The sequence below is a fragment of the Bradyrhizobium sp. CCGUVB14 genome (assembly GCF_024199935.1).
GTDB lineage: Bacteria > Pseudomonadota > Alphaproteobacteria > Rhizobiales > Xanthobacteraceae > Bradyrhizobium.
Window position 1 is genome coordinate 973,983 of record NZ_JANADS010000001.1, and the last position, 23,770, is coordinate 997,752.

At 65.1% G+C, this 23,770-nt stretch carries 25 protein-coding genes; 18 read left to right on the forward strand and 7 right to left on the reverse strand.

What is annotated here, in order from left to right; genetic code table 11:
* The first annotated feature begins 76 nt into the window (after positions 1-76).
* From NLM32_RS04625 to NLM32_RS04640, 4 genes are all read left to right on the forward strand, one after another.
* Entirely contained in the window at positions 77-2,158 is a 2,082-nt protein-coding gene (locus NLM32_RS04625; protein WP_254128086.1) for a methyl-accepting chemotaxis protein, read from the forward strand.
* 132 nt (positions 2,159-2,290) lie between these two features.
* Positions 2,291-3,229, forward strand: coding sequence for a dihydrodipicolinate synthase family protein (locus NLM32_RS04630; protein WP_254128087.1), 939 nt, complete (start codon positions 2,291-2,293; stop codon positions 3,227-3,229).
* A 384-nt stretch (positions 3,230-3,613) separates the two neighbouring features.
* Positions 3,614-5,014, forward strand: coding sequence for a selenium-binding family protein (locus NLM32_RS04635; protein WP_254128088.1), 1,401 nt, complete (start codon positions 3,614-3,616; stop codon positions 5,012-5,014).
* Between the two features lie 83 nt (positions 5,015-5,097).
* Positions 5,098-5,691 carry a hypothetical protein gene (locus NLM32_RS04640; protein ID WP_254135211.1) on the forward strand — a complete coding sequence of 198 codons (594 nt, stop codon included), beginning with the start codon at positions 5,098-5,100 and terminating at the stop codon, positions 5,689-5,691.
* Here the strand turns inward: NLM32_RS04640 and NLM32_RS04645 are convergent.
* From NLM32_RS04645 to NLM32_RS04655, 3 genes are read right to left on the reverse strand one after another with little or no spacing between them, the layout of a single operon-like run.
* Positions 5,669-6,394 (reverse strand): DUF1045 domain-containing protein, encoded by a 726-nt coding sequence (locus NLM32_RS04645; protein WP_254128089.1) that lies wholly within the window; start codon positions 6,392-6,394, stop codon positions 5,669-5,671. The genes NLM32_RS04640 and NLM32_RS04645 overlap by 23 nt on opposite strands.
* A gap of 18 nt (positions 6,395-6,412) precedes the next feature.
* The gene (locus tag NLM32_RS04650; protein ID WP_254128090.1) at positions 6,413-7,606 is read right to left on the reverse strand and encodes an alpha-D-ribose 1-methylphosphonate 5-triphosphate diphosphatase; all 1,194 of its coding nucleotides are present in this window, start codon (positions 7,604-7,606) and stop codon (positions 6,413-6,415) included.
* Positions 7,603-8,262 carry a chloramphenicol acetyltransferase gene (locus NLM32_RS04655; protein ID WP_254128091.1) on the reverse strand — a complete coding sequence of 220 codons (660 nt, stop codon included), beginning with the start codon at positions 8,260-8,262 and terminating at the stop codon, positions 7,603-7,605. The genes NLM32_RS04650 and NLM32_RS04655 overlap by 4 nt, the downstream gene beginning before the upstream one ends.
* 175 nt (positions 8,263-8,437) lie before the next feature.
* Between NLM32_RS04655 and phnC the strand changes: the two genes are divergently transcribed.
* The 4 genes from phnC to phnE (NLM32_RS04675) all read left to right on the forward strand — a co-directional run bounded on the left by phnC (position 8,438) and on the right by phnE (NLM32_RS04675) (position 12,046).
* The gene (phnC, locus tag NLM32_RS04660; protein ID WP_254128092.1) at positions 8,438-9,247 is read left to right on the forward strand and encodes a phosphonate ABC transporter ATP-binding protein; all 810 of its coding nucleotides are present in this window, start codon (positions 8,438-8,440) and stop codon (positions 9,245-9,247) included.
* A 60-nt stretch (positions 9,248-9,307) separates the two neighbouring features.
* The gene (phnD, locus tag NLM32_RS04665) at positions 9,308-10,243 is read left to right on the forward strand and encodes a phosphonate ABC transporter substrate-binding protein (protein ID WP_254128093.1); all 936 of its coding nucleotides are present in this window, start codon (positions 9,308-9,310) and stop codon (positions 10,241-10,243) included.
* A gap of 76 nt (positions 10,244-10,319) precedes the next feature.
* Positions 10,320-11,204 carry a phosphonate ABC transporter, permease protein PhnE gene (gene phnE, locus NLM32_RS04670; RefSeq protein WP_254128094.1) on the forward strand — a complete coding sequence of 295 codons (885 nt, stop codon included), beginning with the start codon at positions 10,320-10,322 and terminating at the stop codon, positions 11,202-11,204.
* A complete protein-coding gene (phnE, locus tag NLM32_RS04675) occupies positions 11,201-12,046 on the forward strand; it encodes a phosphonate ABC transporter, permease protein PhnE (RefSeq protein WP_254128095.1) in 846 nt (281 codons plus the stop codon). Before phnE (NLM32_RS04670) ends, phnE (NLM32_RS04675) begins: the two co-directional genes overlap by 4 nt.
* Before the next feature lie 124 nt (positions 12,047-12,170).
* On the opposite strand, the gene phnF is transcribed toward phnE (NLM32_RS04675), so the two are convergent.
* A complete protein-coding gene (gene phnF, locus NLM32_RS04680; RefSeq protein WP_254128096.1) occupies positions 12,171-12,899 on the reverse strand; it encodes a phosphonate metabolism transcriptional regulator PhnF in 729 nt (242 codons plus the stop codon).
* Between the two features lie 120 nt (positions 12,900-13,019).
* On the opposite strand from phnF, the gene phnG reads away from it, so the two are divergent.
* The 10 genes from phnG (at position 13,020) to NLM32_RS04730 (ending at position 20,748) form a co-directional block, all read left to right on the forward strand.
* A complete protein-coding gene (phnG, locus tag NLM32_RS04685; RefSeq protein WP_254128097.1) occupies positions 13,020-13,484 on the forward strand; it encodes a phosphonate C-P lyase system protein PhnG in 465 nt (154 codons plus the stop codon).
* Positions 13,485-13,488: 4 nt separating this feature from the next.
* Positions 13,489-14,097 carry a phosphonate C-P lyase system protein PhnH gene (gene phnH, locus NLM32_RS04690; protein ID WP_254128098.1) on the forward strand — a complete coding sequence of 203 codons (609 nt, stop codon included), beginning with the start codon at positions 13,489-13,491 and terminating at the stop codon, positions 14,095-14,097.
* A gap of 3 nt (positions 14,098-14,100) precedes the next feature.
* Positions 14,101-15,216, forward strand: a complete 1,116-nt coding sequence (locus NLM32_RS04695) for a carbon-phosphorus lyase complex subunit PhnI (protein WP_254128099.1) — start codon at positions 14,101-14,103, stop codon at positions 15,214-15,216.
* Positions 15,213-16,121 carry an alpha-D-ribose 1-methylphosphonate 5-phosphate C-P-lyase PhnJ gene (locus NLM32_RS04700; protein ID WP_254128100.1) on the forward strand — a complete coding sequence of 303 codons (909 nt, stop codon included), beginning with the start codon at positions 15,213-15,215 and terminating at the stop codon, positions 16,119-16,121. The genes NLM32_RS04695 and NLM32_RS04700 overlap by 4 nt, the downstream gene beginning before the upstream one ends.
* Positions 16,114-16,911: a phosphonate C-P lyase system protein PhnK gene (gene phnK / locus NLM32_RS04705; protein WP_254128101.1), complete on the forward strand. Its 798-nt coding sequence runs from the start codon at positions 16,114-16,116 to the stop codon at positions 16,909-16,911. Before NLM32_RS04700 ends, phnK begins: the two co-directional genes overlap by 8 nt.
* An 8-nt stretch (positions 16,912-16,919) precedes the next feature.
* Positions 16,920-17,618: a phosphonate C-P lyase system protein PhnL gene (gene phnL, locus NLM32_RS04710; protein WP_254128102.1), complete on the forward strand. Its 699-nt coding sequence runs from the start codon at positions 16,920-16,922 to the stop codon at positions 17,616-17,618.
* Between the two features lie 12 nt (positions 17,619-17,630).
* On the forward strand, positions 17,631-18,788 hold the full coding sequence (locus NLM32_RS04715) for an alpha-D-ribose 1-methylphosphonate 5-triphosphate diphosphatase (protein WP_254128103.1): 1,158 nt from the start codon (positions 17,631-17,633) through the stop codon (positions 18,786-18,788).
* Complete coding sequence (phnN, locus tag NLM32_RS04720) at positions 18,785-19,381, forward strand: phosphonate metabolism protein/1,5-bisphosphokinase (PRPP-forming) PhnN (protein WP_254128104.1); 597 nt, start codon at positions 18,785-18,787, stop codon at positions 19,379-19,381. The genes NLM32_RS04715 and phnN overlap by 4 nt, the downstream gene beginning before the upstream one ends.
* 25 nt (positions 19,382-19,406) lie before the next feature.
* A complete protein-coding gene (locus NLM32_RS04725) occupies positions 19,407-20,018 on the forward strand; it encodes a pyridoxamine 5'-phosphate oxidase family protein (RefSeq protein ID WP_254128105.1) in 612 nt (203 codons plus the stop codon).
* A 496-nt stretch (positions 20,019-20,514) separates the two neighbouring features.
* Positions 20,515-20,748, forward strand: coding sequence for a hypothetical protein (locus tag NLM32_RS04730; RefSeq protein ID WP_254128106.1), 234 nt, complete (start codon positions 20,515-20,517; stop codon positions 20,746-20,748).
* Between the two features lie 22 nt (positions 20,749-20,770).
* Here NLM32_RS04730 and NLM32_RS04735 read toward each other — a convergent pair whose 3' ends face one another.
* From NLM32_RS04735 to NLM32_RS04745, 3 genes are all read right to left on the reverse strand, one after another.
* On the reverse strand, positions 20,771-21,553 hold the full coding sequence (locus NLM32_RS04735) for an alpha/beta fold hydrolase (RefSeq protein ID WP_254128107.1): 783 nt from the start codon (positions 21,551-21,553) through the stop codon (positions 20,771-20,773).
* Between the two features lie 4 nt (positions 21,554-21,557).
* A complete protein-coding gene (locus NLM32_RS04740) occupies positions 21,558-22,853 on the reverse strand; it encodes an O-acetylhomoserine aminocarboxypropyltransferase (RefSeq protein ID WP_254128108.1) in 1,296 nt (431 codons plus the stop codon).
* Positions 22,854-22,950: 97 nt separating this feature from the next.
* Complete coding sequence (locus NLM32_RS04745; protein ID WP_254128109.1) at positions 22,951-23,745, reverse strand: IclR family transcriptional regulator; 795 nt, start codon at positions 23,743-23,745, stop codon at positions 22,951-22,953.
* Between the last annotated feature and the right edge of the window lie 25 nt (positions 23,746-23,770).

Below are 23,770 nucleotides of genomic sequence, written 5' to 3' on the forward strand. Positions count from 1 at the left end.
TGACTAAAACCTTAACTGAACATTGGCATGTCGCGATGCAAGGTGGCCTCTCCTGGAAGTAGGCCCCTTGTGACTCATGGCAATGTTTAAGAAATCGGTAAGCTCGCTTCTCCTGACCCTGATGGCCCTGCTGGCGGCCGGTGCGCTTGCCTCGACGGCGATCCAGATGGTCGGAGCTTTCGGTCGCTACAGCGACAGTCTCGAGACCGCGCGGCTTGCCGCGGCCGACAAGGCGATCTTCCACGGCGTGCTGTCCCTGCGCAACAATCGCGGCGATGCCCAGAGCGCGATCCTCGGCGAGGACGATCCGCGCGCCAAACTCGCCGAAGCCGAGAAGGCAGAGTTGGGTGGCTATGACGGCATCAATGCTGCGCTCGCCACTGTTGATTTCGCCCGTCGCGATGAACTCGCCAGCACACTGACGCAGCGCTGGGGCGAGGCCGCCCCGCAATTCCAGCTGTTCTACGACGAGGCCAAGCGCCCGCGCGCCGAGCGCAAGATCGAGCGGACCAATTCGTGGTACGACGCCGTCACCAAGGTCATCGACACCGCGAACCTCGCCTCCACCGCAGTGTCGAACCGCGCCTGGATGAACGATCCCTTCATTGCCCGCATGATCCAGGTCCGTCGCCTCGCCTGGCAGGTGCGTGACCGCTATGGCATTCATTGCTCGGTGCTGCGCTCGAACGTCAACAGCAGCAAGCCGCTCGACGACACCCAGAAGCGGTCACTGGCGCAGTGGGACGGCACCATCGCCTCCGGCTGGGCCGGCATGGCCGAGCTCCTGGCGGCGCCCGACGTGACGTCGGAACTGGTCACCGCGGCCAAGGAGGCGCAGGCCAAGACCGACGGCGTTCTCAAGCAGATCGGTGATCTCACCAAGAGCTTTGACGGCAGCGGCAAGCCGGCGATGCCCGCGTCGGAATGGAATACGCTCTGCCAGTCGCCGTTCCCGCTGATCGTCGCGGTCGCGACCAAGGCACTCGACCAGTCGATCGCGCGCGCCGAGACGGTGCAGGCCAAGGCACTGACCAATCTCGTGGTGCAGTCGCTTGCGTTCCTCGTCGCGCTCGCCGTGACGCTCACCGGCGTCTATGTCGTGCGCAATCGCCTGATGCGCCCGGTTCGCGCCATTCTCGACGCCATCGCCCGGATCAGCGCCCGCGATTATGCGACGCCGGTTCCGCAATCCCGCTATCCCGACGAATTCGGTACCATGGCGGCCGCTCTCGAAAGCCTGCGCGAGAGCGCGGCGACCGCGGAGCGTCTGGGCCAGGAACGCGAATCGCAGCAGGCCCTGCAACTCGCCCGCTCCGGTACCGTCGACGACGCATGCCGCAGTTTCGACGACACCGTTCAGGCGGTGATCCAGAGCGTCGCGGCGTCGACCAGGGAGCTCGATGCGACCGCGACCGATGTGCGCACGCTGGTGTCGGAATCGAGCAGCCAGACGGCTGCGGTCTCCTCTGCCGCCGAGCAGGCCACCAACAATCTCGAGAGCATCGCGGCTGCGACCGAGGAGCTCTCGGCCTCCGTCGGAGAAATCTCGGCGCAGGTGCAGTCCAGCGCACGCGATGCGCGCGAAGCGGTGTCGCAGGTCGAGCAGACCAACGCCACCGTCGAGATCCTCGACCAGACCGCGGGCCGCATCAGCGAAGTCGTGAAGATGATCCATGCCATTGCCGGCCAGACCAATCTGCTCGCCTTGAACGCGACCATCGAGGCGGCGCGCGCCGGCGAAGCCGGCCGAGGCTTCGCGGTGGTTGCCGGCGAGGTCAAGAGTCTCGCAGCGCAAACCGCGACCGCGACCGAGGAAATCTCGCGCCAGGTCGAGGAGATCCAGGGCGCGACCGGGCAGGCGGTCGCCGCCATCCGCTCGATCGGCGGTGCCATCAGCGGCATCGACGAGAAGATGACCGCGATTGCCGCCGCCGTCGAACAGCAGCGTGCGGCCACCACCGAAATCTCGCGCAACTTCCAGCACGCCGCCCAGGGCACCCGCGAGGTTACCGATACCATCGGCAGCGTCGCCAAGCTCAACCAGGAGACCGGCAACGCCGGCTCGGTGCTGTCCCAGTCCGTGACCAAGATGTCGGCCGATGCCGACCGTCTCCGGGTCGCGGTCGAGGGCTTCCTTGGCGCGGTGAAGACCGCCTAGGCTTTCATTCCTTGTTCCAACGGCAAGCGGATCGGCATTGCCGTGGGTGCCTGCGGCCTGTAAATGGTAGCGGTACCAAGCATGCCCGCGGGCGTATCAAAACTAACGGCAGGACGACAGGGAGTAATTTCGATGGCGGTCACCCCCCACAAGGCCCAGCGCCCCTATCGCGGCGTGTTCCCGGTCGCGCCGACCATCTTCGACGAGCGTGGCGAGCTTGATCTGGACGGCCAGCGCCGCTGCATCGACTTCATGATCGATGCCGGCTCGCATGGCATCTGCATTCTCGCCAATTTCTCCGAGCAGTTCGTGCTGACCGACGCCGAGCGCGAGACCGTGATGCATGCGGTGCTGGAGCATGTCGCCGGCCGCGTGCCCGTGATCGTCACCACCACGCATTTCAGCTCGGCGGTGTGTGCGGCGCGGAGCCAGCAGGCTGAGGCCGCCGGCGCGGCTATGGTCATGGTCATGCCGCCCTATCATGGTGCGACCTTCCGGGTGCCGGAGAAGGGCATCGTCGAATTCTTCAAGGTGCTCTCGGGCGCGATCAATATCCCGATCATGATTCAGGATGCGCCGGTCGCGGGCACGCCGCTGTCGGTCGAGCTGCTGGCGCGGCTGGCGCGCGACTTCGGCAACATCCGCTATTTCAAGATCGAGGTGCCGGGCGCGGCGTCAAAGCTCCGCAGCCTGATCGAGGCGGGCGGCAAGGACATCGAGGGCCCCTGGGATGGCGAGGAGGCGATCACGCTGATGGCCGATCTCGACGCGGGCGCGACCGGCGCGATGACCGGCGGCGGCTATCCCGACGGCATCCGCCAGATCATCGATCCCTATTTCGCGGGCGATCGGGAGAAGGCGAAGGCCGCCTATGAGCGCTGGCTGCCGCTGATCAATTACGAGAACCGTCAATGCGGCCTGATCGCCTGCAAGGCGATGATGCAGGCCGGCGGCGTGATCAAGTCGGACGCTGTGCGCCATCCGCTGCAGCCGCTGCATCCGGCGACGCGGGCGGGATTGCTGGAATTGGCCAAGGAGCGTGACGCTCTGGCGCTGCGCTGGGGGAAGTAAGGCTCTCCAGCGTCATTGCGAGGAGCTCTCAACGCGTAAGCTCTCGTAGGGTGGGCAAAGCGTAGCGTGCCCACGACCTGCGTATTATCGAGAAAGGACGTGGGCACGGCGCTTCGCACCTTTGCCCACCCCACGAGACTGCGCACTCCGCTGTCGTCCCGCAAGCGCGCCTGTGCGGGACACGCTCCAGCCCATCCATCAGCCCATTCTGACTGAAAGCGTCGAATTAACGCGGCTCGGGCGGTTTCCCGTAGCGCGGTGATGACATATTGTACGGCTGCCAACACGCCTGCGGAGCATCTCAAGACATCGCGTAACACCTCTTCATTATGCCGTTATCCCGAGCCAGGTTGGCGCGAACCGACAGAACAGGGAGGCAGTGCCATGACGATGAGGCCGGATCCCACCTTTCACGCATCGCCCAAGCTTGCGATGGAAGCGCTTGCGGAGAACTTTGCCTACACCTTGCTGCTCAGTCCGGATTTCTCAAAGCCGGACGCTCTCGCGGTCGTCGACGTCAAGCCGGGATCGCCGACTTACAGTCAAATCGTCCACACCGTGACGATGCCTAACAAGGGTGATGAGTTTCATCACTTCGGCTGGAATGCCTGCTCGTCCGCCTTGTCGCCGCTCGCCGGACACGCCTTCATCGAGCGTCGCTATCTCGTCATCCCTGGGATACGCTCGTCGCGGATCTACATCATCGATACCAAGCCCGATCCGACCCAAGCCAAAATCCACAAGATCATCGAACCAGAGGAAGTCTTCAAGAAGACCGGCTACTCGCGGCCGCACACGATCCATTGCGGGCCGGACGGCATCTATGTGAGCACGCTCGGCGGCGGCGGCAAAGACGGCACCAACGGACCTCCAGGCGTCTTCATCATGGATTGCGAGACGTTCGAGGTCCTTGGACGGTGGGAGATCGATCGTGGCCCGCAGACGCTGCACTATGACTTCTGGTGGAATCTGCCGCGCGATTACATGGTGACGAGCGAATGGGCGTTGCCGCCGCAGTTCGAGAACGGGATCGTCCCGGAGGATCTCCTCGCGAACAAATATGGCCATCGTCTCCATTTCTGGGATCTCCGCGCCCGGCGCAACGTGCAAACCATCGACCTCGGCGCCAATCATCAGATGGCGCTGGAGGTACGGCCCGCGCACGATCCGGTTCGCGAGTACGGCTTCGTCGGCGTCGTGGTCGACACCACCAATCTCGAAGCATCGATTTGGACCTGGTGGCGCGAGGGCGGAAAATTCCATGCCGAAAAGACGGCGACGATCCCTCCCGAACCAGCGCCGAAGGAGAAGCTGCCGCCGCTGCTCCAGGGATTTGGCGCCGTGCCGCCACTGGTGACAGACATCGACCTGTCGATGGACGATCGGTTTCTCTATGTCTCGTGCTGGGGCACGGGTGAAATGCGCCAGTATGACGTCAGTGATCCGCGCAAACCGAAGCTTGCGGGCTCCGTCCACATCGGCGGCATCGCGCGCCGCACGCCCCATCCGAACGGCAAGACCTTTGCGGCAGGTCCGCAGATGGTCGAGATCAGCCGCGACGGCAGGCGCGTGTATTGGACCAACTCGCTCTATTCCACCTGGGACGACCAGTTCTATCCCGAGGGAGTTCCGGGCGTGGAAGTCATGGCCAATGTCGGTCGCAATGGCGGCCTCGAGCTCGCCAAGGACTATTTCGTGAGCTTCCCCGACGGATATCGTGCGCACCAGATCAGGCTCGAGGGCGGCGATTGTTCGACGGACTCCTTTTGCTACCCGTCGGTCTAGATTGGGGGCACACGAGCCTCGCGTTTGGCTGGCTCTGGCTCGCTCTTGTTGCGAGCGGTCTCTATCACGGGGTCAATCCGGGGATGGGATGGCCGCTCGCCGTTTCGGCCGGGCTCATGGACAAGAGCCCGCGCGCGCTCTTTCGCGCGTTGTGGGCGCTGTCGGCCGGGCATCTCCTGGCAACACTTTTCGTGCTCCTGCCATTCGCGTTCCTGCTCGTCCTCGCCGAGTGGCAGCGTGCAATCCAGCTCATCGCGAGCCTTCTCGTCATTGGCTTCGGCATCTATCAGCTGATGGCGCGGCGCCATCCCCGTGCGCTGGCACGAATTCCGCCGACGCAATTGGGGCTCTGGTCATTTGCTGTGGCCATTGCTCACGGCGCCGCCTTGATGCTCGTGCCGATTTATCTCGGACTCTGTCAGGCCTTCGAGCTCGATGCCGGCCATCAGGCGGCGGGCGCGCTGATGAAGGCAAGTCTGGGGATGATGTTGCTGGTGTCCGTGGTGCACGTGACCGCCATGGTCAGCGCCGGCGGATGTCTGGCGTGGCTGGTCTATCGCTATCTGGGATTGAAGTTCATCTCGCGAAGCTGGTTCAATCTGGATGCAGTCTGGGCGACCAGCCTGGTTCTGGTCGGCGCGGTGGCGCTCGCCTTCAATCTCGTGAGCTGGCGTTGAGATCCATATGCGCCAGAGCCCACTCGCCGATGATGCGAAAGCGCGCCTTGGCATCATCCTGCTTGAACAGCGTAATGCGATCGATCGCGAGCGTCTCGAGCTTCAGCGCCGCAAACCGTGCCCGCAGCATCTCCAGAATTGGCCTGCGGCGTTCCGCATCCAGCCGTCCCGTGAGTGTCATGTGGAAACGAAACTCTTCCATCACGTAGGGATAGCCCCAGCGGTCGAGATACTCGCGCTGTCGCTCGCTGAGCTTTTCGGGTTTCCGCCGCGCGCGATCTTCCGCGGTCAGGGCCGGACGAAATGAATCGAAATCGCGGACGCAGTCGGCCGCCAGTTGCTGGAGCGCGTCGACCGGCTCGGCTGGAATGACGGCGATGAACCCGCTGATGGCATCGACCACGGGGCGGATCACCGGGATCGGCCGCGCCTTCTCGGCGAATGTCGCACAGGCCGCGCTGAGCTCAGCCTCGGTCCTGCCGGATGCCAGCGCCATCGGCGCCTTCAGCGTGCCGTGAAAACCGTATTTGCGGGGATCGGCGGTGATGTCGCGCCAGTCCGGCGCGACATCCAGAGCGCCTTGCGGAAACGAAACCTCGTCGTCCGCATAGGCATCATAGCCAAGCAACTCGGCGCCGAAGCGTGACAGCGCATTGTCGGCGCCGGCGGCAAAATAGATCGCGTAGCGGGGAAAACCTGTCATTGCCGGAGCATAGCCAATTTATGCCGCAACGACAGTCTCGCGCGGCGTCGCCGCTGTGCCAAGCAGCCGGCTCGCATCGGTGAGATGCACGAGCTTGCCCGCGGCGATCACCGCGATCAGCCGCGGCCGCAGCGTCACGCTGTCGTCGACCAGCAGGATGTCGGCGCGACGGCCCGCGGCGAGCGTGCCGCGATCGGTCAGGCCGGTGGCTTTCGCCGGTGCCGACGAGATCAGCTTCCAGGCCTCGTTAAGCGGCAGCACGCCGTCGGCGACTAGGCGGAACGCAGCGAGCAGCGGCGCCGGATAGTAGTAGTCGGACGCCAGCACCGAGCAGAGCCCCTTGGCGATCATGTCGGAGGCCCTGGTCCAGCCGGTGTGGCTGCCGCCACGCACGACGTTCGGCGCGCCGTAGACGATGGCGTCGCCGTGATCCGCGGCTTCGCGCGCCGTCTCCTCGTTGACCGGAAATTCGGCGAGCGTCACGCCCATGGCGCGAAAGTCCCGGCGCATCGCCGGGGTCGCATCGTCATGCGAGAGCATCCGCACTTCGGCGCTACGCGCCGCAGCAGCGAGACGGGTGATGGATGCCGGAACGTCGGCTGCACGCGACACGATCCGCGCGACGAGCTTGTCGAAATCCTCGCTCGATAGCCCGGTGCGCTCCACCATGCGGTTGCGCTTGCGTGGATTGGAGATGTCGGCGACGACTCCATCCATGTGGTCATTGAAGGCGAACAGGTCGACGCGGCCCTCGGCCAGCCATTGGACGATCTCGGTCTCGGCATCGAGATTATAGGTCTCGTGCCGCAGGTGGAAGCGGGTGTCGGCGGCGAAATGCGGGCGCTGCCGCTCGATCGCCTCAAGCAGGCGCCTTGCATTGTCGCCGCTGCGCAGGCCGGGCTCCCACGACCAGGTCGTGGCGTGGAACACCGTGGTGATGCCGTTGCTGATGACCTGGCGATCCGTGTCGGCGAGCGCGACGTCGATCGGAAAGTCGACGCCGGCGCGCGGCATCATCTGCCGCTCGAAGGCGTCGCCGTGCAGATCGACGATGCCGGGCAGCACCAGCAGATTGCGCGCGTCGATCGCCAGCCGTGCGCGGCCGCGAGATGCATCGATCTGCGCGATGTCGGTTCCCGATACTGCAAGGGAGGTCTCGGTGAGCTCGGAGCCGATCAGGGTCCGGCCACCCTCGATGAAAATGTCTGTCACGCGACCGGGCTTCGTTTGCTGGCAGGGGAATGTACCCCTGCTTCATATGTCGTCAGGAAATCTTCAATCGCGAGCTTGCGGAAATCAGGCAGCGCCGCACGCAATTTGTCGTGATCCCAGTCCCACCATGCCAGCCTGGCCAGCCGTCCGGCAACCTCTTCCGAGAACCGGCGGCGCACGATGCGCGCCGGATTGCCGGCGACGATGGTATAGGCCGGCACGTCCTTGGTGACGATGGCGCCGGCCGCGATCACCGCGCCGGTGCCGATGTTGCGGCCCGGCAGCACGACTGTGCCATGGCCGATCCAGACGTCATGGCCGATATGGACGTGATGTTGGCGCCGCCAGTCGAAGAATTCGGTGTCGTCGCTCTCGCCCGGAAAGTAGGCGCTGGAGCGGTAAGTGAAGTGCGCCTGCGTGGCGCGATGCATCGGATGATTGCCGGGATTGATCCGCGTCATCGCCGCGATCGAGCAGAACTTTCCGATGGTGGTGTAGGTGATCTGCGCGTCGTTGACGACGTAGGAGTAATCGCCCAGCGCCACTTCGTGCAGGATGGTGCGCGCGCCGACCTCGGTATAGGCCCCGAGCCGGGTCTCGTGCAGCTTCGCCGAGGGATCGATGGTCGGTTCAACCGAAAGCACTTTGCCGGCCATGTTGCGTCCGAAAGCTTGAGGGCGAGGCGTTCGTCTTCGAGCGGCTCGATGACAATGTCATGACGATGCAATGACAGGGGATGAGGTGTGTTGGATCGCCGCACCGCATCGCGCATGTCACACAAGTGTCAAGCGCCGGGGATAGCGGTGGGCTCCAGCTACTCTGGAGCCCTGCATGCTGGTGGTTGAAGGTCTGACGTGCCGCTTCGGCGCAAAAGCCGCGGTGGACGACGCTTCGTTTCAAATCTCCCCCGGCGGCTTCGTCGGCGTGATCGGGCGCTCGGGCGCCGGCAAGTCGACCATGCTGCGCATGATCAATCGTCTGGCGACGCCGACGCAGGGCCGCATCCTGTTCGACGGTCTCGACGTCACCGCGCTGCGCGGCAAAGAGTTGCGGCAGTGGCGGGCGCGATCTGCGATGATCTTCCAGCAGTTCAACCTCGTCGGCCGGCTCGACGTGCTGACCAACGTGCTGATGGGACGCCTCGCCACCATGCCGGCCTGGCGCTCGCTGACGCAGACCTGGCCGGAGCAGGACAAGGCGCTGGCGATGTCCGCGCTCGAGCAATTCGATATCGCTTCGCTCGCTGCCCAGCGCGCCGATCAGCTCTCCGGCGGCCAGCAGCAGCGTGTTGCGATCGCGCGGGCGCTGGTGCAGCAGCCCGACATCATCCTCGCCGACGAGCCGATCGCCTCGCTCGATCCGCGCAACACCAAGATCGTCATGGATGCGCTGCTGCGCATCAACAAGCATTTCGGCATCACCGTGCTCTGCAACCTGCATTCGCTCGACCTGGCGCGCAGCTATTGCGACCGGCTGATCGGCATGTCGGCAGGCCGCGTGGTGTTCGACGGCGCGCCGTCCGCGCTGACCGACCTTGTCGCGCGTGAGCTCTACGATCTTGAAGCCACCGACGTCATGGGTGGTACGCCTGCTTCGGCGCCCGATGGCATCCCGGCGCTTGGAACGGCGGCCGCCGCCTGAGCCGCGCCTGTTGAATTTCCTGTTTCGCGTCAACCGACCCCAACCGATGAAGAGGGTATCATGATCACTCGCAGACTGGTTCTTGCCGGCGCCGCCGCGCTCGCGTTCACCGCTTCCGCTTCAGCCGAGGACTGGAAGGCCAAGTATCCCGAGCTGACCTTCGCGGTCGTCCCGGCCGAGAACGCCTCCGGCGTTACCGAGCGCTGGGCGCCGTTCATGAGCTATCTCTCCAAGGAATTGGGCGTGAAGGTCACGCTGCGCATCGCCAACGACTACGCCGCCGTCATCGAGGGCCAGCGCGCCGGCAACATCCAGATCGCGAGCTACGGCTCGGCATCGTTCGCGCGCGCCCGCCTGACCGGCGTCAAGACCGACGCCTTCGCCAACGACATCAATGCCGACGGCTCGACCGGCTATTATTCGGTGTTCTTCGTCAAGGCGAGCAGTGCCTACAAGAAGGTCGACGACCTCAAGGGCAAGAACCTCGGCCTCGTTGATCCGAACTCGACGTCGGGCAACAACGTGCCGCGCTTCGAGCTCGACAAGATGGGCATCCCGGATGCCGACACCTATTTCAGCAAGGTCGTCTTCACCGGCAGCCACGAGAACGCGATGCTGGCGCTGGCGCAGGGCACGGTCGACGTCGCGGCCAACCAGTGGACTACCGACGACGATTCGACGCTGGCGCAGATGCTGACCAAGGGCATGCTGAAGAATGCCGACGGTTCGGCGATGAAGAAGGACGATTTCCGGATCATCCACAAGTCGGCACCGATCATCAACGGTCCCTACGCCTACAACTCCGACCTGCCGGATGACGCCAAGGCGGCCATCGCGAAGGCCTTCTTCGACGCGCCTGCGAAGGACAAGGCGGCGTTCGATCGCCTCCAGGACGGCCAGAAGAAGGGTTTTAATCACGCCACCACCAAGGACTGGGATGGCACGATCGAGCTGATCAAGTTCGTCGATGCGCTGCGTAAGAAGAAGGCGTCCTGATCTCAGGACGACGTCACTGGAGCCGGGTCGATGGACCCGGCTCTTTCTCTTTTGACCCTCCACTTTCCCTGGCCAGATGACCGCCGCGGTTTCGATCCTCCCCGAGCAGCAGCTCGCTGCGCTCAACGCCGCCTATGACAAGGCGGTCTTGCGCAAGCGGCTCCGCCTCCTGTTGGGCGTCGCGATCTTCGCCGCGGCGCTGCTTCTCGCCGCGATCGGCGCAGAAGTGAATCTGCGGACCCTGTTCACCTATTTCGGCAACTTCGTCAGCTATTTCGACCGTATCCTCACGCTCGACAGCGGCCAGCGGGTCTGGACCGATGTCGGCGAATGGCTGTGGGGCTGGCGCAAATGGCTGAAGATGCTCGGCGAGACCCTGCTCATCAGCTATGTCGGGACGCTGACCGGTGCCGTCTTCGCTTTCGCGCTGAATTTCTTCGCCGCTGAAAACACCTCGCCCGCACCGTGGCTGCGCTTCGTGGTGCGGCGCCTGCTTGAATTCGCGCGCACTGTTCCCGGAATCGTCTTCGCGCTGATCTTCGTCATCGCCTTCGGCCTCGGGCCGATGGCCGGTGTGCTCGCGATCGCGATTCACTCCACCGGTGCGCTCGGAAAGCTGTTCTCGGAGATCGTCGAGAACGCGGATATGAAGCCGGTCGAGGGCATCCGCTCGACCGGTGCGAGCTGGCTGTCCTGCATGCGGTTCGCGATCCTGCCGCAGGTGACGGCAGGCTACGCCAGCTACGCGCTGCTGCGCTTCGAGATCAACGTCCGCGAAGCATCCGTCATGGGCTTCGTCGGTGCCGGCGGCATCGGCCAGGAGCTCGTCGTCGCCATCCGAAAATTCTATTATTCGGACGTCAGCGCGATCCTGCTGCTCATCATCGTCACCGTCTTCATCATCGACATCTCGACAGGCTGGCTGCGTGGACGCCTGTTCGGCAAGGAGGCGCGGACGTGACGGGACCGCAGGAGGTCGACACCGCAGAGATCCGCGCGCGTTACCCGGACGTGTTCGACCGGCCGGCCTCGGCGCGCCTCGCGATGCCGATGATGCTCGTTGCCGCGCTCGGGATCTTCGTGTTCGGCCTGGTCGATCTCGATTTCTCGCCGTCGCGCCTGATCTCGGGGCTGAGCCAGCTCGGCTGGATCAGCATGATGATGATCCCGCCCGATCCGGGGTCGTCGCTGCCGATCTATCTGAAGGCGCTGGGCGAGACGCTGTCGATCGCGCTGCTCGGCACCACGCTGGCGGCCGTGTTGGCGCTGCCGGTCAGCCTGTTCGCGGCCCGTAATATCGTGCCGGGCGTCGTGCGCTTTCCGGTGCGGCGCTTCCTGGATTCGATCCGCGGCGTCGATACGCTGATCTGGGCGCTGGTGTGGATCAATGTCGTCGGGCTCGGCCCGTTCGCCGGTGTGCTCGCCATCGCCGTGTCGGATTTCGGCGCGTTCGGAAAGCTGTTCTCGGAGGCGATCGAAGGCGCCGACCAGAAGCAGGTCGAGGGCATCCGCGCCTCCGGCGGCAGCGCATTGCACGAGATCCGCTTCGGCCTGCTGCCGCAGGTACTGCCTGTGATCGCCGGCCAAGTGCTCTATTTCATCGAGTCGAACACGCGTTCGGCCACCATCATCGGCATCGTCGGTGCTGGCGGCATCGGGCTTCAGCTGGCCGAACAGATCCGCGTGCTGGAATGGCAGAAGGTGTCGTTCCTGATCCTGATGATCCTGGTCGCGGTCGCCGCGATCGATTTCATCTCGGGCAAGCTGCGGTTCGCGATCATTGGCCGCAGGGCGGTGGCCTGAAGCACCGGTTTCGTAGGGTGGGCAAAGCGAAGCGTGCCCACCATTCTCTCGAATCTTGGAAAGATCGTGGGCACGGCGCTGTCGCGCCTTTGCCCACCCTACGAGGCCGGATTGGTAGAGAGCCCTACGGCTCCACCAAAAACTCCACCCGCTCCGCGGCGAACCGTGAGTGCTTCGTCACCAGCGGTTTGCCCTCGAGATCGAGGTCGGTCGCGTCAACCACCAGGATAGGCCGCCCCAGCGGTAGATCGAGCCGAGCGGCGTCGGTGGCGTCGACGATGCCGGCGGTGATCCGGGTGGCGCCGCGGCGGTAGTCGCGGATCCCGTAATGCTCGAGCATCTTCGTCATCGAGCGCGTGGCGGCAAATACCGTGCCGGCGCCCGGAAACAGCTCTGCCGACAGCCAGGTCGTGGAGACGCAGATCGGCGTGCGGTCGGCGAGGCGGATGGCCTCGATCCGCACCAGCGGCGCGCCGGTCTTCAATCCCAACTCTCGCGCGAGCTCGCGGGTCGCCACATCGTCTGATGCCTCGATCATCTGGCCATGCGGCTCGCGGCCGTCGGCGCCGACGATCTCGGAGAAGCGGGTGCGCGAACGCAAGGGATAAGCGAGCTTCTGCGCCTCGACATAGGTTCCGCTGCCGCGCTCGGCGCGCACGATGCCACGCTCCGCCAGCGCCGCCAGCGCGCGCCGCACGGTGTGACGATTGACGCGATAGGTTTCGGCGATTTCCATTTCGCCCGGCAATTTGTCGCCTGCGGCAAAACGGCCGTCGGCGATGCCGCGCTCGATGCCGTCGGCAACGAGGCGCCACAATGCGACGCCTGAAGAGGCGGTGTCCTGCATGCTCATGTCGGCGGTCAGCCTAGCCCGAAAATCACACGCTTGTCACGAAACAGTCATGGCGCTTCCGTATCAAGTTGTCTATTATCATAGACAACTTGAATTCGGCAAGTTCTGTCAAAACGGTCGGTGGATCCGGTGACCCAACACAACATCCAGCAAGCCCAGCGCCAGGCCGCCATGGCCGTGCTGGCGCACGCGGAGGCGGGCGAGATCGCCGCCCGCCTCCGCACGATTCCCTTGCCCGGTCATCAGGATCTGCGCGAGCCCGAGAACGGTCTGGTGATGCTGCGCGGCCGGGTCGGCGGCGACGGCGCGCCGTTCAATCTCGGCGAAGCGACGGTGTCGCGCGCCGCGGTGCGGCTTGCGAGCGGCGAGGTCGGCTTCGGCTACACGCTCGGGCGCGACGGCGAGAAGGCGCGGCTGATCGCGTTGTGCGACGCGCTGGTGCAGTCTCGCGATTTTGGTGGGCTGGTGGAGCGCGACGTTATCGCGCCGTTGCGCGAGCAGCTTATGATTCGGCGCAGCCGCGCGGCGGAAGAGACCGCCGCGACGAAGGTTGATTTCTACACCATGGTGCGCGGTGAGGGGTGAGGCCATGACCACGATTGCGGAACTGCCGCCGGGGTTCGTCGACAAGGTGTTGTCGGCGCAATCGATCTTTCGCTCGGTCATGGATGCGATGGCGCGACCGGGCGCGGTCCAGCGCATCGTGCCGATGGCGGGAACGGCCGGCCCGATGATGCGCGGCACCGCCGCGATCGCGCTGACGCTGTTCGACCACGACATGCCGCTCTGGCTCGATGCGCGGATGTCGGAAAGCTCCGACGTCCTGAAATGGCTCAAGTTCCACACCGGCGCGCCGGTGATCCAGGATTCTTCCATCGCGGCTTTTGCGCTGATCAGCGACGGAGTGTTGCTGCCGCCGCTGGAGCGTTTTGCGCTCGGCACCAACGAATATCCTGACCGATCGACCACAGTGATCATTCAGGTCGAGAGCCTGGATTCAGGTCCGAGTTTCGAGCTGCGCGGCCCCGGCATCGACGGTGTCGCGACGCTGCAGGCGTCGTTCAAACCCTTCGACCTGTTTGACCAGCTGCGGTTCAACGAGACGCTGTTTCCGCGCGGCATCGACGTGGTTCTGGTCGCCGATGACGCTGTGGTCGCGATCCCGCGCACGACCCGCGTTACGAGCATGGGAGTCTGACGCATGTATGTCGCAGTCAAAGGCGGCGAACGCGCCATTGAGAACGCCCATCGCCTGCTGGCCAATGCACGGCGCGGCGACCAACGCGTCGCGGAAGTCTCGCTCGACCAGATCTCGGAACAGCTCGGGCTCGCCGTCGACCGCGTCATGAGCGAAGGCTCGCTCTATGACCGCGAGCTGGCAGCGCTCGCGATCAAGCAGGCCCGCGGCGATCTGATCGAAGCGATCTTCCTGGTCCGCGCCTTCCGCGCCACCTTGCCGCGCTTCGGCACCAGCGAGCCCGTCAATACCGCTGCGATGCGTGTGCAGCGGCGGGTGTCTGCGACCTTCAAGGACATTCCGGGCGGCCAGATCCTGGGTCCGACCTTCGACTACACGCACCGCCTGCTCGATCCCTCGCTCGCTGAAGGTTTTGTGCCGGAAGCGCCGGCGACATCAGAGGCGTCAACTGCGGCGACGCCGCGCGTCATGGACATTCTGGGTCGCGACGGGCTGATCGAGACCTCGCCGCAGACGGAAGACGGCGCCAGCGTCGGTGATCTCACCCGCGAACCGCTGAACTTCCCGGCCGATCGCGACCTGCGCCTGCAAAATCTCGCGCGTGGCGACGAAGGGTTTTTGCTGGCGATGGGCTACTCCACCCAGCGCGGCTATGGCCGCAATCATCCCTTCGTCGGCGAGATCCGCTTCGGCGAGGTCGAGGTCGAGTTCGCCGCCGAAGACGTCGGCTTTGCCGTGCCGCTCGGCGCGATCGAGCTCACCGAGTGCCAGATGGTCAACCAGTTCAAGGGCTCGGCGACGGAAGCGCCGTGCTTCACGCGCGGCTACGGCCTCGCCTTCGGCCAGAGCGAGCGCAAGACCATGTCGATGGCGCTGGTCGACCGGGCGTTGCGCGCCCGCGAGCTCGGCGAAGAAGTCGGAGCCCCTGCGCAAGATGAAGAATTCGTGTTGTCGCATTCGGACAACGTCCAGGCGACCGGCTTCGTCGAGCATCTGAAGCTGCCGCATTATGTCGACTTCCAGTCCGAGCTCGGACTGCTCCGCAAGCTGCGCAAGGAATTTGCCGAAGCCTCACCTGATGCCAACGCGCCCGATGCCATGAAGGAGGCCGCGGAATGAACGCGCCCGCCTATAATTTCGCCTATCTCGACGAGCAGACCAAGCGGATGATCCGCCGCGCGATCCTGAAGGCGATCGCAATCCCCGGCTATCAGGTGCCGTTCGCCAGTCGCGAGATGCCGATGCCCTATGGCTGGGGCACCGGCGGCGTACAGGTCACGGCCGCGATCCTGGGACCGCAGGACGTGCTGAAGGTGATCGACCAGGGCTCCGACGACACCACCAACGCGATCTCGATCCGCAAATTCTTCGCCAAGACCGCCGGCGTCGCGACGACGACGTCGACGGAAGATGCGACCGTGATCCAGACCCGCCACCGCATCCCCGAGGCGTCGCTGCATGCGAACCAGGTGCTGGTCTTCCAGGTGCCGATCCCGGAACCCCTGCGCTTCCTCGAGCCGCGCGAGACCGAGACGCGCCGCATGCACGCGCTCGCCGAATACGGCCTGATGCATGTGAAGCTCTATGAGGACATTGCCCGCTTCGGCCACATCGCGACCGCCTACGCCTATCCGGTGAAGGTGAACGCGCGCTACGTGATGGACCCGTCGCCGACGCCGAAATTCGACAATCCCAAGATGGACAATTGCCCGGCGTTGCAATTGTTCGGCGCCGGCCGCGAGAAGCGCATCTATGCGATCCCGCCTTACACCCAGGTGGTGTCGCTCGATTTCGAGGATCATCCGTTCGAGCCGTACCGTTTCAACGCGCCCTGCGCGTTGTGTGGCGCCGAAAATTCCTACCTCGACGAGATCGTCACCGACGACAAGGGCAGCCGCATGTTCGTCTGCTCGGACACCGACTATTGCGAGGGCCGCCAGGCCGCCGGCCATCACGGCAGCATGAGCGCTGCGCCGTACAAGGACAAGGCGCAGGGAGAGGCACAAGGGAAAGCAAATGGCTGACCAGGATCTGCTCGAAACCGATCAGCCGCTGCTGGTCGCTGATACCCTCAGCAAGTCCTACGGCCGCATTGCCGCCTGCCGCGACGTGTCGTTCTCCCTCTATCCCGGCGAAGTGCTGGCGATCGTCGGCGAATCCGGCTCCGGCAAGTCGACGCTGCTGCAATTGCTGTCGGGCCAGCTCGCGGCGAGCGGCGGGCAGGTGTCTTATCGCATGCGCGACGGCGTCACCCGCGATCTTGCCGCGCTTGGCGAAGCCGAGCGTCGCCTGCTGTTCCGCACCGATTGGGGTTTCGTGCATCAGGATCCGGCGCAGGGTCTGCGCATGGCGGTCTCCGCCGGCGCCAATGTCGGCGAGCGGCTGATGGCGGTCGGCTGGAATCACTATGGCCGCATTCGCGAGAGCGCTTCCGACTGGCTGACCCGTGTCGAGATCGACGTCGCGCGCATCGACGATGCACCGCGCACCTATTCGGGCGGCATGCGCCAGCGCCTCCAGATCGCACGTAACCTCGTCACAGGTCCGCGGCTGGTCTTCATGGACGAGCCAACCGGCGGTCTCGATGTGTCGGTCCAGGCCCGCCTGCTCGATCTCTTGCGCAATCTCGTCGCCGAACTGCACCTCGCGGTCGTCATCGTCACCCACGATCTCGCGGTTGCACGCCTGCTGTCGCATCGCGTGATGGTGATGAAGGGCGGCCGCGTCATCGAGACCGGCCTCACCGACCAGGTGCTGGACGATCCGCGCGAGCCCTACACGCAACTCCTCGTTTCCTCGATTCTGCCGCCATGAGCTCTCCGATGACCGCCATGATCGATGTCGCCGACGCCAACAAGACCTTCACGATGCACCTGCAGGGCGGGATCGAATTGCCCGTGGTGCGCGGCGTGACCTTCCATGTCGAGCCCGACGAATGCGTCGTGCTGTCGGGGCCATCAGGCGCCGGCAAATCCTCGATCCTGAAGATGATCTTCGGCAATTACCGCTGTGACTCCGGCCGCATCGGCATCCGCCATCGCGGTGAGGTGATCGACCTCGCCACCGCCGAGCCGCGCCAGGTGCTCAACGTCCGCCGCGCCACCATCGGCTATGTCAGTCAGTTTTTGCGGGCGGTGCCGCGCGTTGCAACCATCGACGTCGTCGCAGAGCCCTTGATCGCTGGCGGCCTGGCCCGCGCCGATGCGCAGGCGCGCGCCGGCGAGCTGCTGCATCGCCTCAATATTCCCGAACGGCTCTGGCAGCTTCCGCCGGCGACCTTCTCCGGCGGTGAGCAGCAGCGCGTCAACATCGCGCGCGGCTTCATCTCGGACCTGCCGATCCTGCTGCTGGACGAACCGACCGCCTCGCTCGACGCCGCCAATCGCGCCGTCGTGGTCGCGCTGGTCGCCGAGAAGAAGCGCCGGGGCGTCGCCATGGTCGCCATTGTCCATGACGACGAAATCCGCCATTTGATTGCCGACCGCATCGTCGACGTCACCAGCTTTGCCGCCGCGGCCTGAAGGAAGAGGAATATGAACGCCAAGCCGAAGGACATTGTGATCGCCAACGCCAGGATCGTGCTGGCCGACCGGGTGATCGAACAGGGCTGGCTCGCTCTTGCCAATGGACGCATTGCCGAGATCGGCGAGGGCATGGCGCCCGCGGGTGCGGAGGATGCCGGGGGCGATCTCGTCATGCCCGGCCTGATCGAGCTCCACACCGATCATCTCGAAGCGCATTACGTGCCGCGCCCGAAAGTATTCTGGAATCCAGTCGCTGCCGTGATCTCCTATGACGGCCAGCTTGCGACCTCGGGCATCACCACCGTGTTCGACTCGCTCCGGGTCTGGCGCGAAGACGGCGCCGAGGAGGTCGATGGCCGCGCCGGCGTGCTTGCCGCCGCGATCACGGCCGCGCGCGACGGCAATCTCCTGCGCGCCGACCACTTCCTGCATCTGCGCTGCGAAATCCCGATGCCGAGCGTGGTCGAGGAGGCCAAGGAGCTGATCGACCGTCCCGACGTCAAGCTGATGTCGCTGATGGATCATACGCCCGGCCAGCGCCAGTTCCGCGACGAGGGGAAGCTGCGCGACTACTATCGCGGCAAGAACGGCGGCAAGACCGACGCCGAGCTCGACGAGCTGTTCGCGAAGCGCTTCGAGTATCAGCAGAAGTACGCTGCAACCAACATGCGTCAGATTGTGTCGCTGGCGCATGAGTACAAAATTCCGCTGGCAAGCCATGACGACACCACGGAGGAGAACGTTGCGGACGCCGTGCGAGACGGCGTTGCGGTGGCCGAATTCCCGACCACGCTGGAGGCCGCGCGCGGCCTGCACCAAGCCGGCATCGACATCCTGATGGGCGCGCCGAACGTGGTGCGCGGCGGCTCGCACTCCGGCAACATCGCCGCGGTGGATCTCGCCCGCGAAGGTCTGCTCGACATCCTGTCGTCCGACTACATCCCGTCCAGCCTGCTGATGGGCGCGCTGCAACTGCCCGAGCATGCGCCGTCGATCAGCCTGCCGGCAGCCGTTCGCACCGTGACCAAGGCGCCCGCCGATGCGGTCGGTCTCACCGATCGCGGCGAGATCGCAATCGGCAAGCGCGCCGATCTGATCCGCGTCCACGTCGCCGGCAGCGTTCCCGTGGTGCGCAGCGTCTGGCGCGAAGGCGGCCGCGTCGCATGAGCGAGACCGTCACGACGGCCGCTGGGCAGGTGGGCGCGATCGGGCCCGGGCGACTGGTGCTCGTGGTCGGCCCGAGCGGCGCCGGCAAGGACACGCTGTTGCGGCTGGCGCAGGCGGCCTGTGCCGGCGATCACGACATCGTCTTCCCGCGCCGTGTCGTGACGCGTGCATCCTCCGCCGACGAGGACAACATCGCGCTGAGCCCGGACGAATTCGCCCGCGCGCGCGATCACGGCGATTTCGCCGTGCATTGGGACGCGCACGGGCATTCCTACGCCCTGCCGCTGGAGATCAACGACGACATCCGCGCGGGGCGCGCCGTCGTGGCCAACGTCTCGCGCACGGTGATCGCTGCGCTACGCCAAAATTATGCAAACGTCGTCGTGGTCGCGATCACCGCGCCGCCGGACGTGCTGGCGCAGCGCCTTGCCGCGCGCGCGCGTAACACCGACGGCAATATCGCGGATCGGCTCACGCGGAACGTCGATGACGCATCGGCCAATGCCGATGTCACGATCCTCAATGCCGGCAGCGCGGAGTATCACAGCCGGCACCTTTTGCGCGTCATCAGGAACGAATGCTGGCGCGAGTAACGGCCGGCGCAACCAGGAGAACGGAATGTCGGTGATCGAAACGGTCGAACAGCTCGAAGCTATCTACGGCACCGTTGGTGACGCCTCGACCGTGAAAGTCGCCGACCACGTCACCCCGCTCTACCGCATCTTCATCGAGAAAGCGCCGTTCGCAGCCCTCGCCACCATCGGGCCCGAGGGCATCGACTGCTCGCCCCGCGGCGATCTCCCCGGCTTCGTCCGCATCCACGATCAGCATACTCTGATGTTGCCCGATCGCCGCGGCAACAACCGCGTCGATTCCCTGCGCAACATCGTGCGCGATCCCAGGGTGTCGCTGATGTTCCTGATCCCCGGCTCGGGCAATGCGGTGCGCGCCAATGGTCGCGCCCATCTATCGATCGATCCCGAGCTGCTCTCTTCGTTCAAGGTCGAAGGCAAGGCACCGCGCAGCGTCATGGTGATGAAGGTGGACGAGATCTACTTCCAATGCGCCCGCGCCATCGTTCGCTCCGATCTCTGGAATCCCGACAAGCGCATCGACCCGAAGACGCTGCCGACACCGGGCCAGATCCTCGCCGAGATGAGCCAGAATAAGGTCGGCGGTGATGAGTATGATCGCATCTGGCCGGAGCGCGCCGCCGCGACGATGTGGTGACGCTCTTACCCTCTCCCCCTGCGGGAGAGGGTGGCTCGCCGCGCTAGCGGCGAGACGGGTGAGGGGTCTCTCTCCGCGCGCGCATATCTCACAACTGAATTCGCCGATAGATACCCCTCATCCGGCGCTTCGCGCCACCTTCTCCCGCAAGGGGAGAAGGGAAGAGGCACTGCAGTTTTCGCGCGCGAGACGAAACTGCCTGCCTGCGGTTGCGACAGGAGAAGCGCCTCGGCGCGCCCGCTACAAATATGGATAGCCATTTCATTGACCAATCGGGCCAATCGATCGATATTCGGAGCATCGAAACTGCTCCTCGAGCCAAAGCCGCGACATGAGAACCGATTACCAGCGCAATCTGAACGACATGCAAGCCTGCATGACTCGGCGCTGTTTCTCTGCGGCAACCGGCGCTTGTTGTTGTTGCTGATCGCGCTCTAGCAACACCTCACATCGCAAATTTCAAGACAGGAACGCCGATCTCGGCGAGCGAGCAGTCATGTCCCAAACCCAATTTCAAGCCCAGTCCAACGCCTACATCATCGAAATCCACGATCGCGCCGCCGGCATCATCACAAGAGATGAGCGCGGCTTCCGTTTCTTCTCCTCCGAGCGCCTGTTCGACAGCCTCGAAGGTCGTCAGTTCCGTTCTGCGCGCGAGGCCGAGCGCGCCGCCCGCGCCGTGTTCTCCGAGCGCAGCCGGCGCGCGAATTCCGCACTCTTCGCCAACTGATCCAGAGAAAACTGAGTGCGACCTAGCCCTTCAGCGCTGTCAGCAACTCATCCGGGCGCTCGGCCATGATCATGTGGCCGGCGCCTGGAACGACGACGGTCTTGGCATGCGGGATCGCGGCCGCAAGTGTCTTGCCGGCTTTGGCCGGTGTCATCATGTCCCGTTCGCCGAGGATGAGGGTGGTCGGCACCTTCACGCTTGCGGCCGCGATCAGCGCATTCGCGTAGCTATTGCAGGCCGACAAATCCTTGAACAGCACACCCGGCTCGCACGACTTCAGCACTGCCTGTGCGCCGCCATGCATCCACAGGCCCGGGGCGAGGCTGCCGCCGAGTTCGGCGTTGAAGCCGAGGCCCCAGATCGAGACCATGTCGTTGGCATCCTGCGAGTTGGCTTCGGCAGCCTTCAGCAGATCGGGGCCGACCGTCATGGTCGCCGCCGTGCCGATCAGGCTCAGCGCGGAGACCTTGTCGGGATGCCGTGCTGCGGTCTCCAGCGAGATCAGCGATCCCATGGAATGGCCGATCAGATGCGCTTTGGCACTACCGGCCGCGCCGAGCAGCGCCGCCGTCCAGTCGGCCATGTCGGCGACGCTTGTGAGCGAGGGGCCGGCCGAGCGGCCGTGACCGGGCAGGTCGGGGGCCAGCACGCCAAAGCCGTGATGGGCGAACCAGCGCGTATGCAGCGCCCAGGTCGAATGATCGAAGCCGGCGCCGTGGATGAAGGCGACCGTCGGCAGGGACTTGTCGAATTCGCGGCCGCCGGTTGCGACAAACACCTCGGCGCCGTTGACGGAAAGCTTCATCGTGTCAAACCTTCTGCGAGAGGCGCAGCGCCTGCGCGAGATCGTCAATGATGTCGGAGGCGGTCTCGATGCCGACCGATAGCCGCACCAGCTCCTCGCCGATGCCGGCGGCTTTGAGCTGCTCGGCATCCATCTGCTGGTGCGTGGTCGAAGCCGGGTGGATCACCAGCGTCTTGGCGTCGCCGACATTGGCGAGATGGCTGATCATGCGCAGCGATTCGATGAACTTGCGCCCCGCAGGCCGGCCGCCCTTGATGCCGAAGGAGACGATCGAGCCCGCGCCGCGCGGCAGCAGCTGCTTGGCGAGCTGATAGTCCGTGTGGTCTTCAAGTGAGGGATGCAACACCCAGTCGACCGCCTTGTTGGACTTGAGCGCCTCCAGCACGAGGTGCGTATTCTGGATGTGGCGGTCCATGCGCACGCCCAGCGTCTCGACGCCCTGGAGGAGCTGGAATGCGTTGGTCGGCGACAGGCAGGCGCCGAAATCGCGCAGACCCTCGGTGCGCGCGCGCATGATGAAGGCGGCGGTGCCGAATTGCTCGTCGAAGACGATGCCGTGATAGCCGCCATAGGGCTCGGTCAGCACGCCGAACTTGCCCGACGCACGCCAGTCGAAGCGGCCACCGTCGACGATGGCGCCGCCGATCGCGATGCCGTGGCCGCCGATCCACTTGGTCGCCGAATGCATCACGATGTCGGCGCCAAGCTCGATCGGCCGGCTGAGATAGGGCGTCGCAAAAGTGTTGTCGATCAGCAGCGGAATTTTGGCGTCATGCGCGATTCCCGCGACCTTCGGGATGTCGAGCACCTCTAGCCCGGGATTGCCGATGGTCTCGCCGATCACGAGCTTTGTGTTCGGCTTGATCGCCTTCCGGAACGCATCATGATCGCGCGGCTTGACGAAGGTCGTGGTGATGCCGAAGCGCGGCAAGGTGTGTGCCAGCAGATTGATGGTGCCGCCATAGAGCGAGCTCGACGCCACGATGTGGTCGCCGGCATTCAGCAGCGTGGCGATGGCGAGATGCAGCGCGGCCATGCCGCTCGCGGTACAGATCGCACCGACGCCGCCCTCGAGCGCGGCGAGCCGCTCTTCCAGTACGCCGGTGGTGGGGTTCGAGATGCGCGTATAGATGTGGCCGGCGCGCTCCAGGTTGAACAACGCCGCCGCGTGATCGGAATCCTGGAACACGTAGGACGTGGTCTGGTAGATCGGCACCGCGCGGGCGCCGGTCGCGGGATCCGGATGCTGGCCCGCATGCAGGCTCAGGGTTTCGAAGGCAGGCGGTTTTGGCGCGGGCATGCGTGGCCTCGTTGGTCGATCGGCGATGGCGGTCCTTGTGCCACAAAAACGTGCGCCACGTCAGCCCATTGACAGCGCCGCGCGAGCGCGTGCAGCGCTAGGCAATTGTGCCAATCGCCTGCTCGATCGTGCGGGTCTCGCGCAACAGGATCTCCGCGACCTCCTGCTCGCGGCGCGGACCGAGCCTCGTCCGAACGGCGGAGACGGTCATTGCCGCCGCAGGGCGTCCGTCCGGCGTCTTGATCCAGGTCGAGATCGATTTCGTGCCTTGCACGAGGCCGATCTCCCGCATGCCATATCCACGTCGCCGCGCCGCCGTGACCTGGCTGAGCACGGTTGCGGCGTCGGTGCGATAGGTCTCGAACCGCTTCTCGTTTGCCGTGACGATTTTTCGCGCGTCCGGCGCCGGCAGCGCGGCGAGGATGGCGACGCCCGCGCTGGAGACGCCGAGCGGGCGGCGCGCGCCGACCTCGATCGACAACACCTGGATCGGATAGGCGCCGATCCTGCGATCGACGCACAGCGTGTCGTTGCCGGTTCGCACCGTCAGGAACAGCGTGTCGCCGATCTCGGCGGAGGCGCGGCGCAGCGACGGACCTGCGGCGACCAGCAGCGGCGAGGGCCGGGGACGCGCGAGCGCCAGTTCCGGCACCTGGTTGCCGATCGCGTAGCGGCCGGTCCTGTCGTGGCGCTCGACAATGCCCTCCTCGATCAGCACGTGGACGATGCGATGCACGGTCGGGCGCGTCAGCCCGGTCGCCTGCACGACCTCGGCCAATGGCACACCGTCCTCGCGGCCTGCGGCAAGAATACGCAGCACCGACAACGCGCGCCGGATCGCCTGCGCGCCTTGTCGCGGTTCTGTCGCACTTGAGGTAGTTCTTCCGTCCATAATATGGACAAGAACGCCACAATTC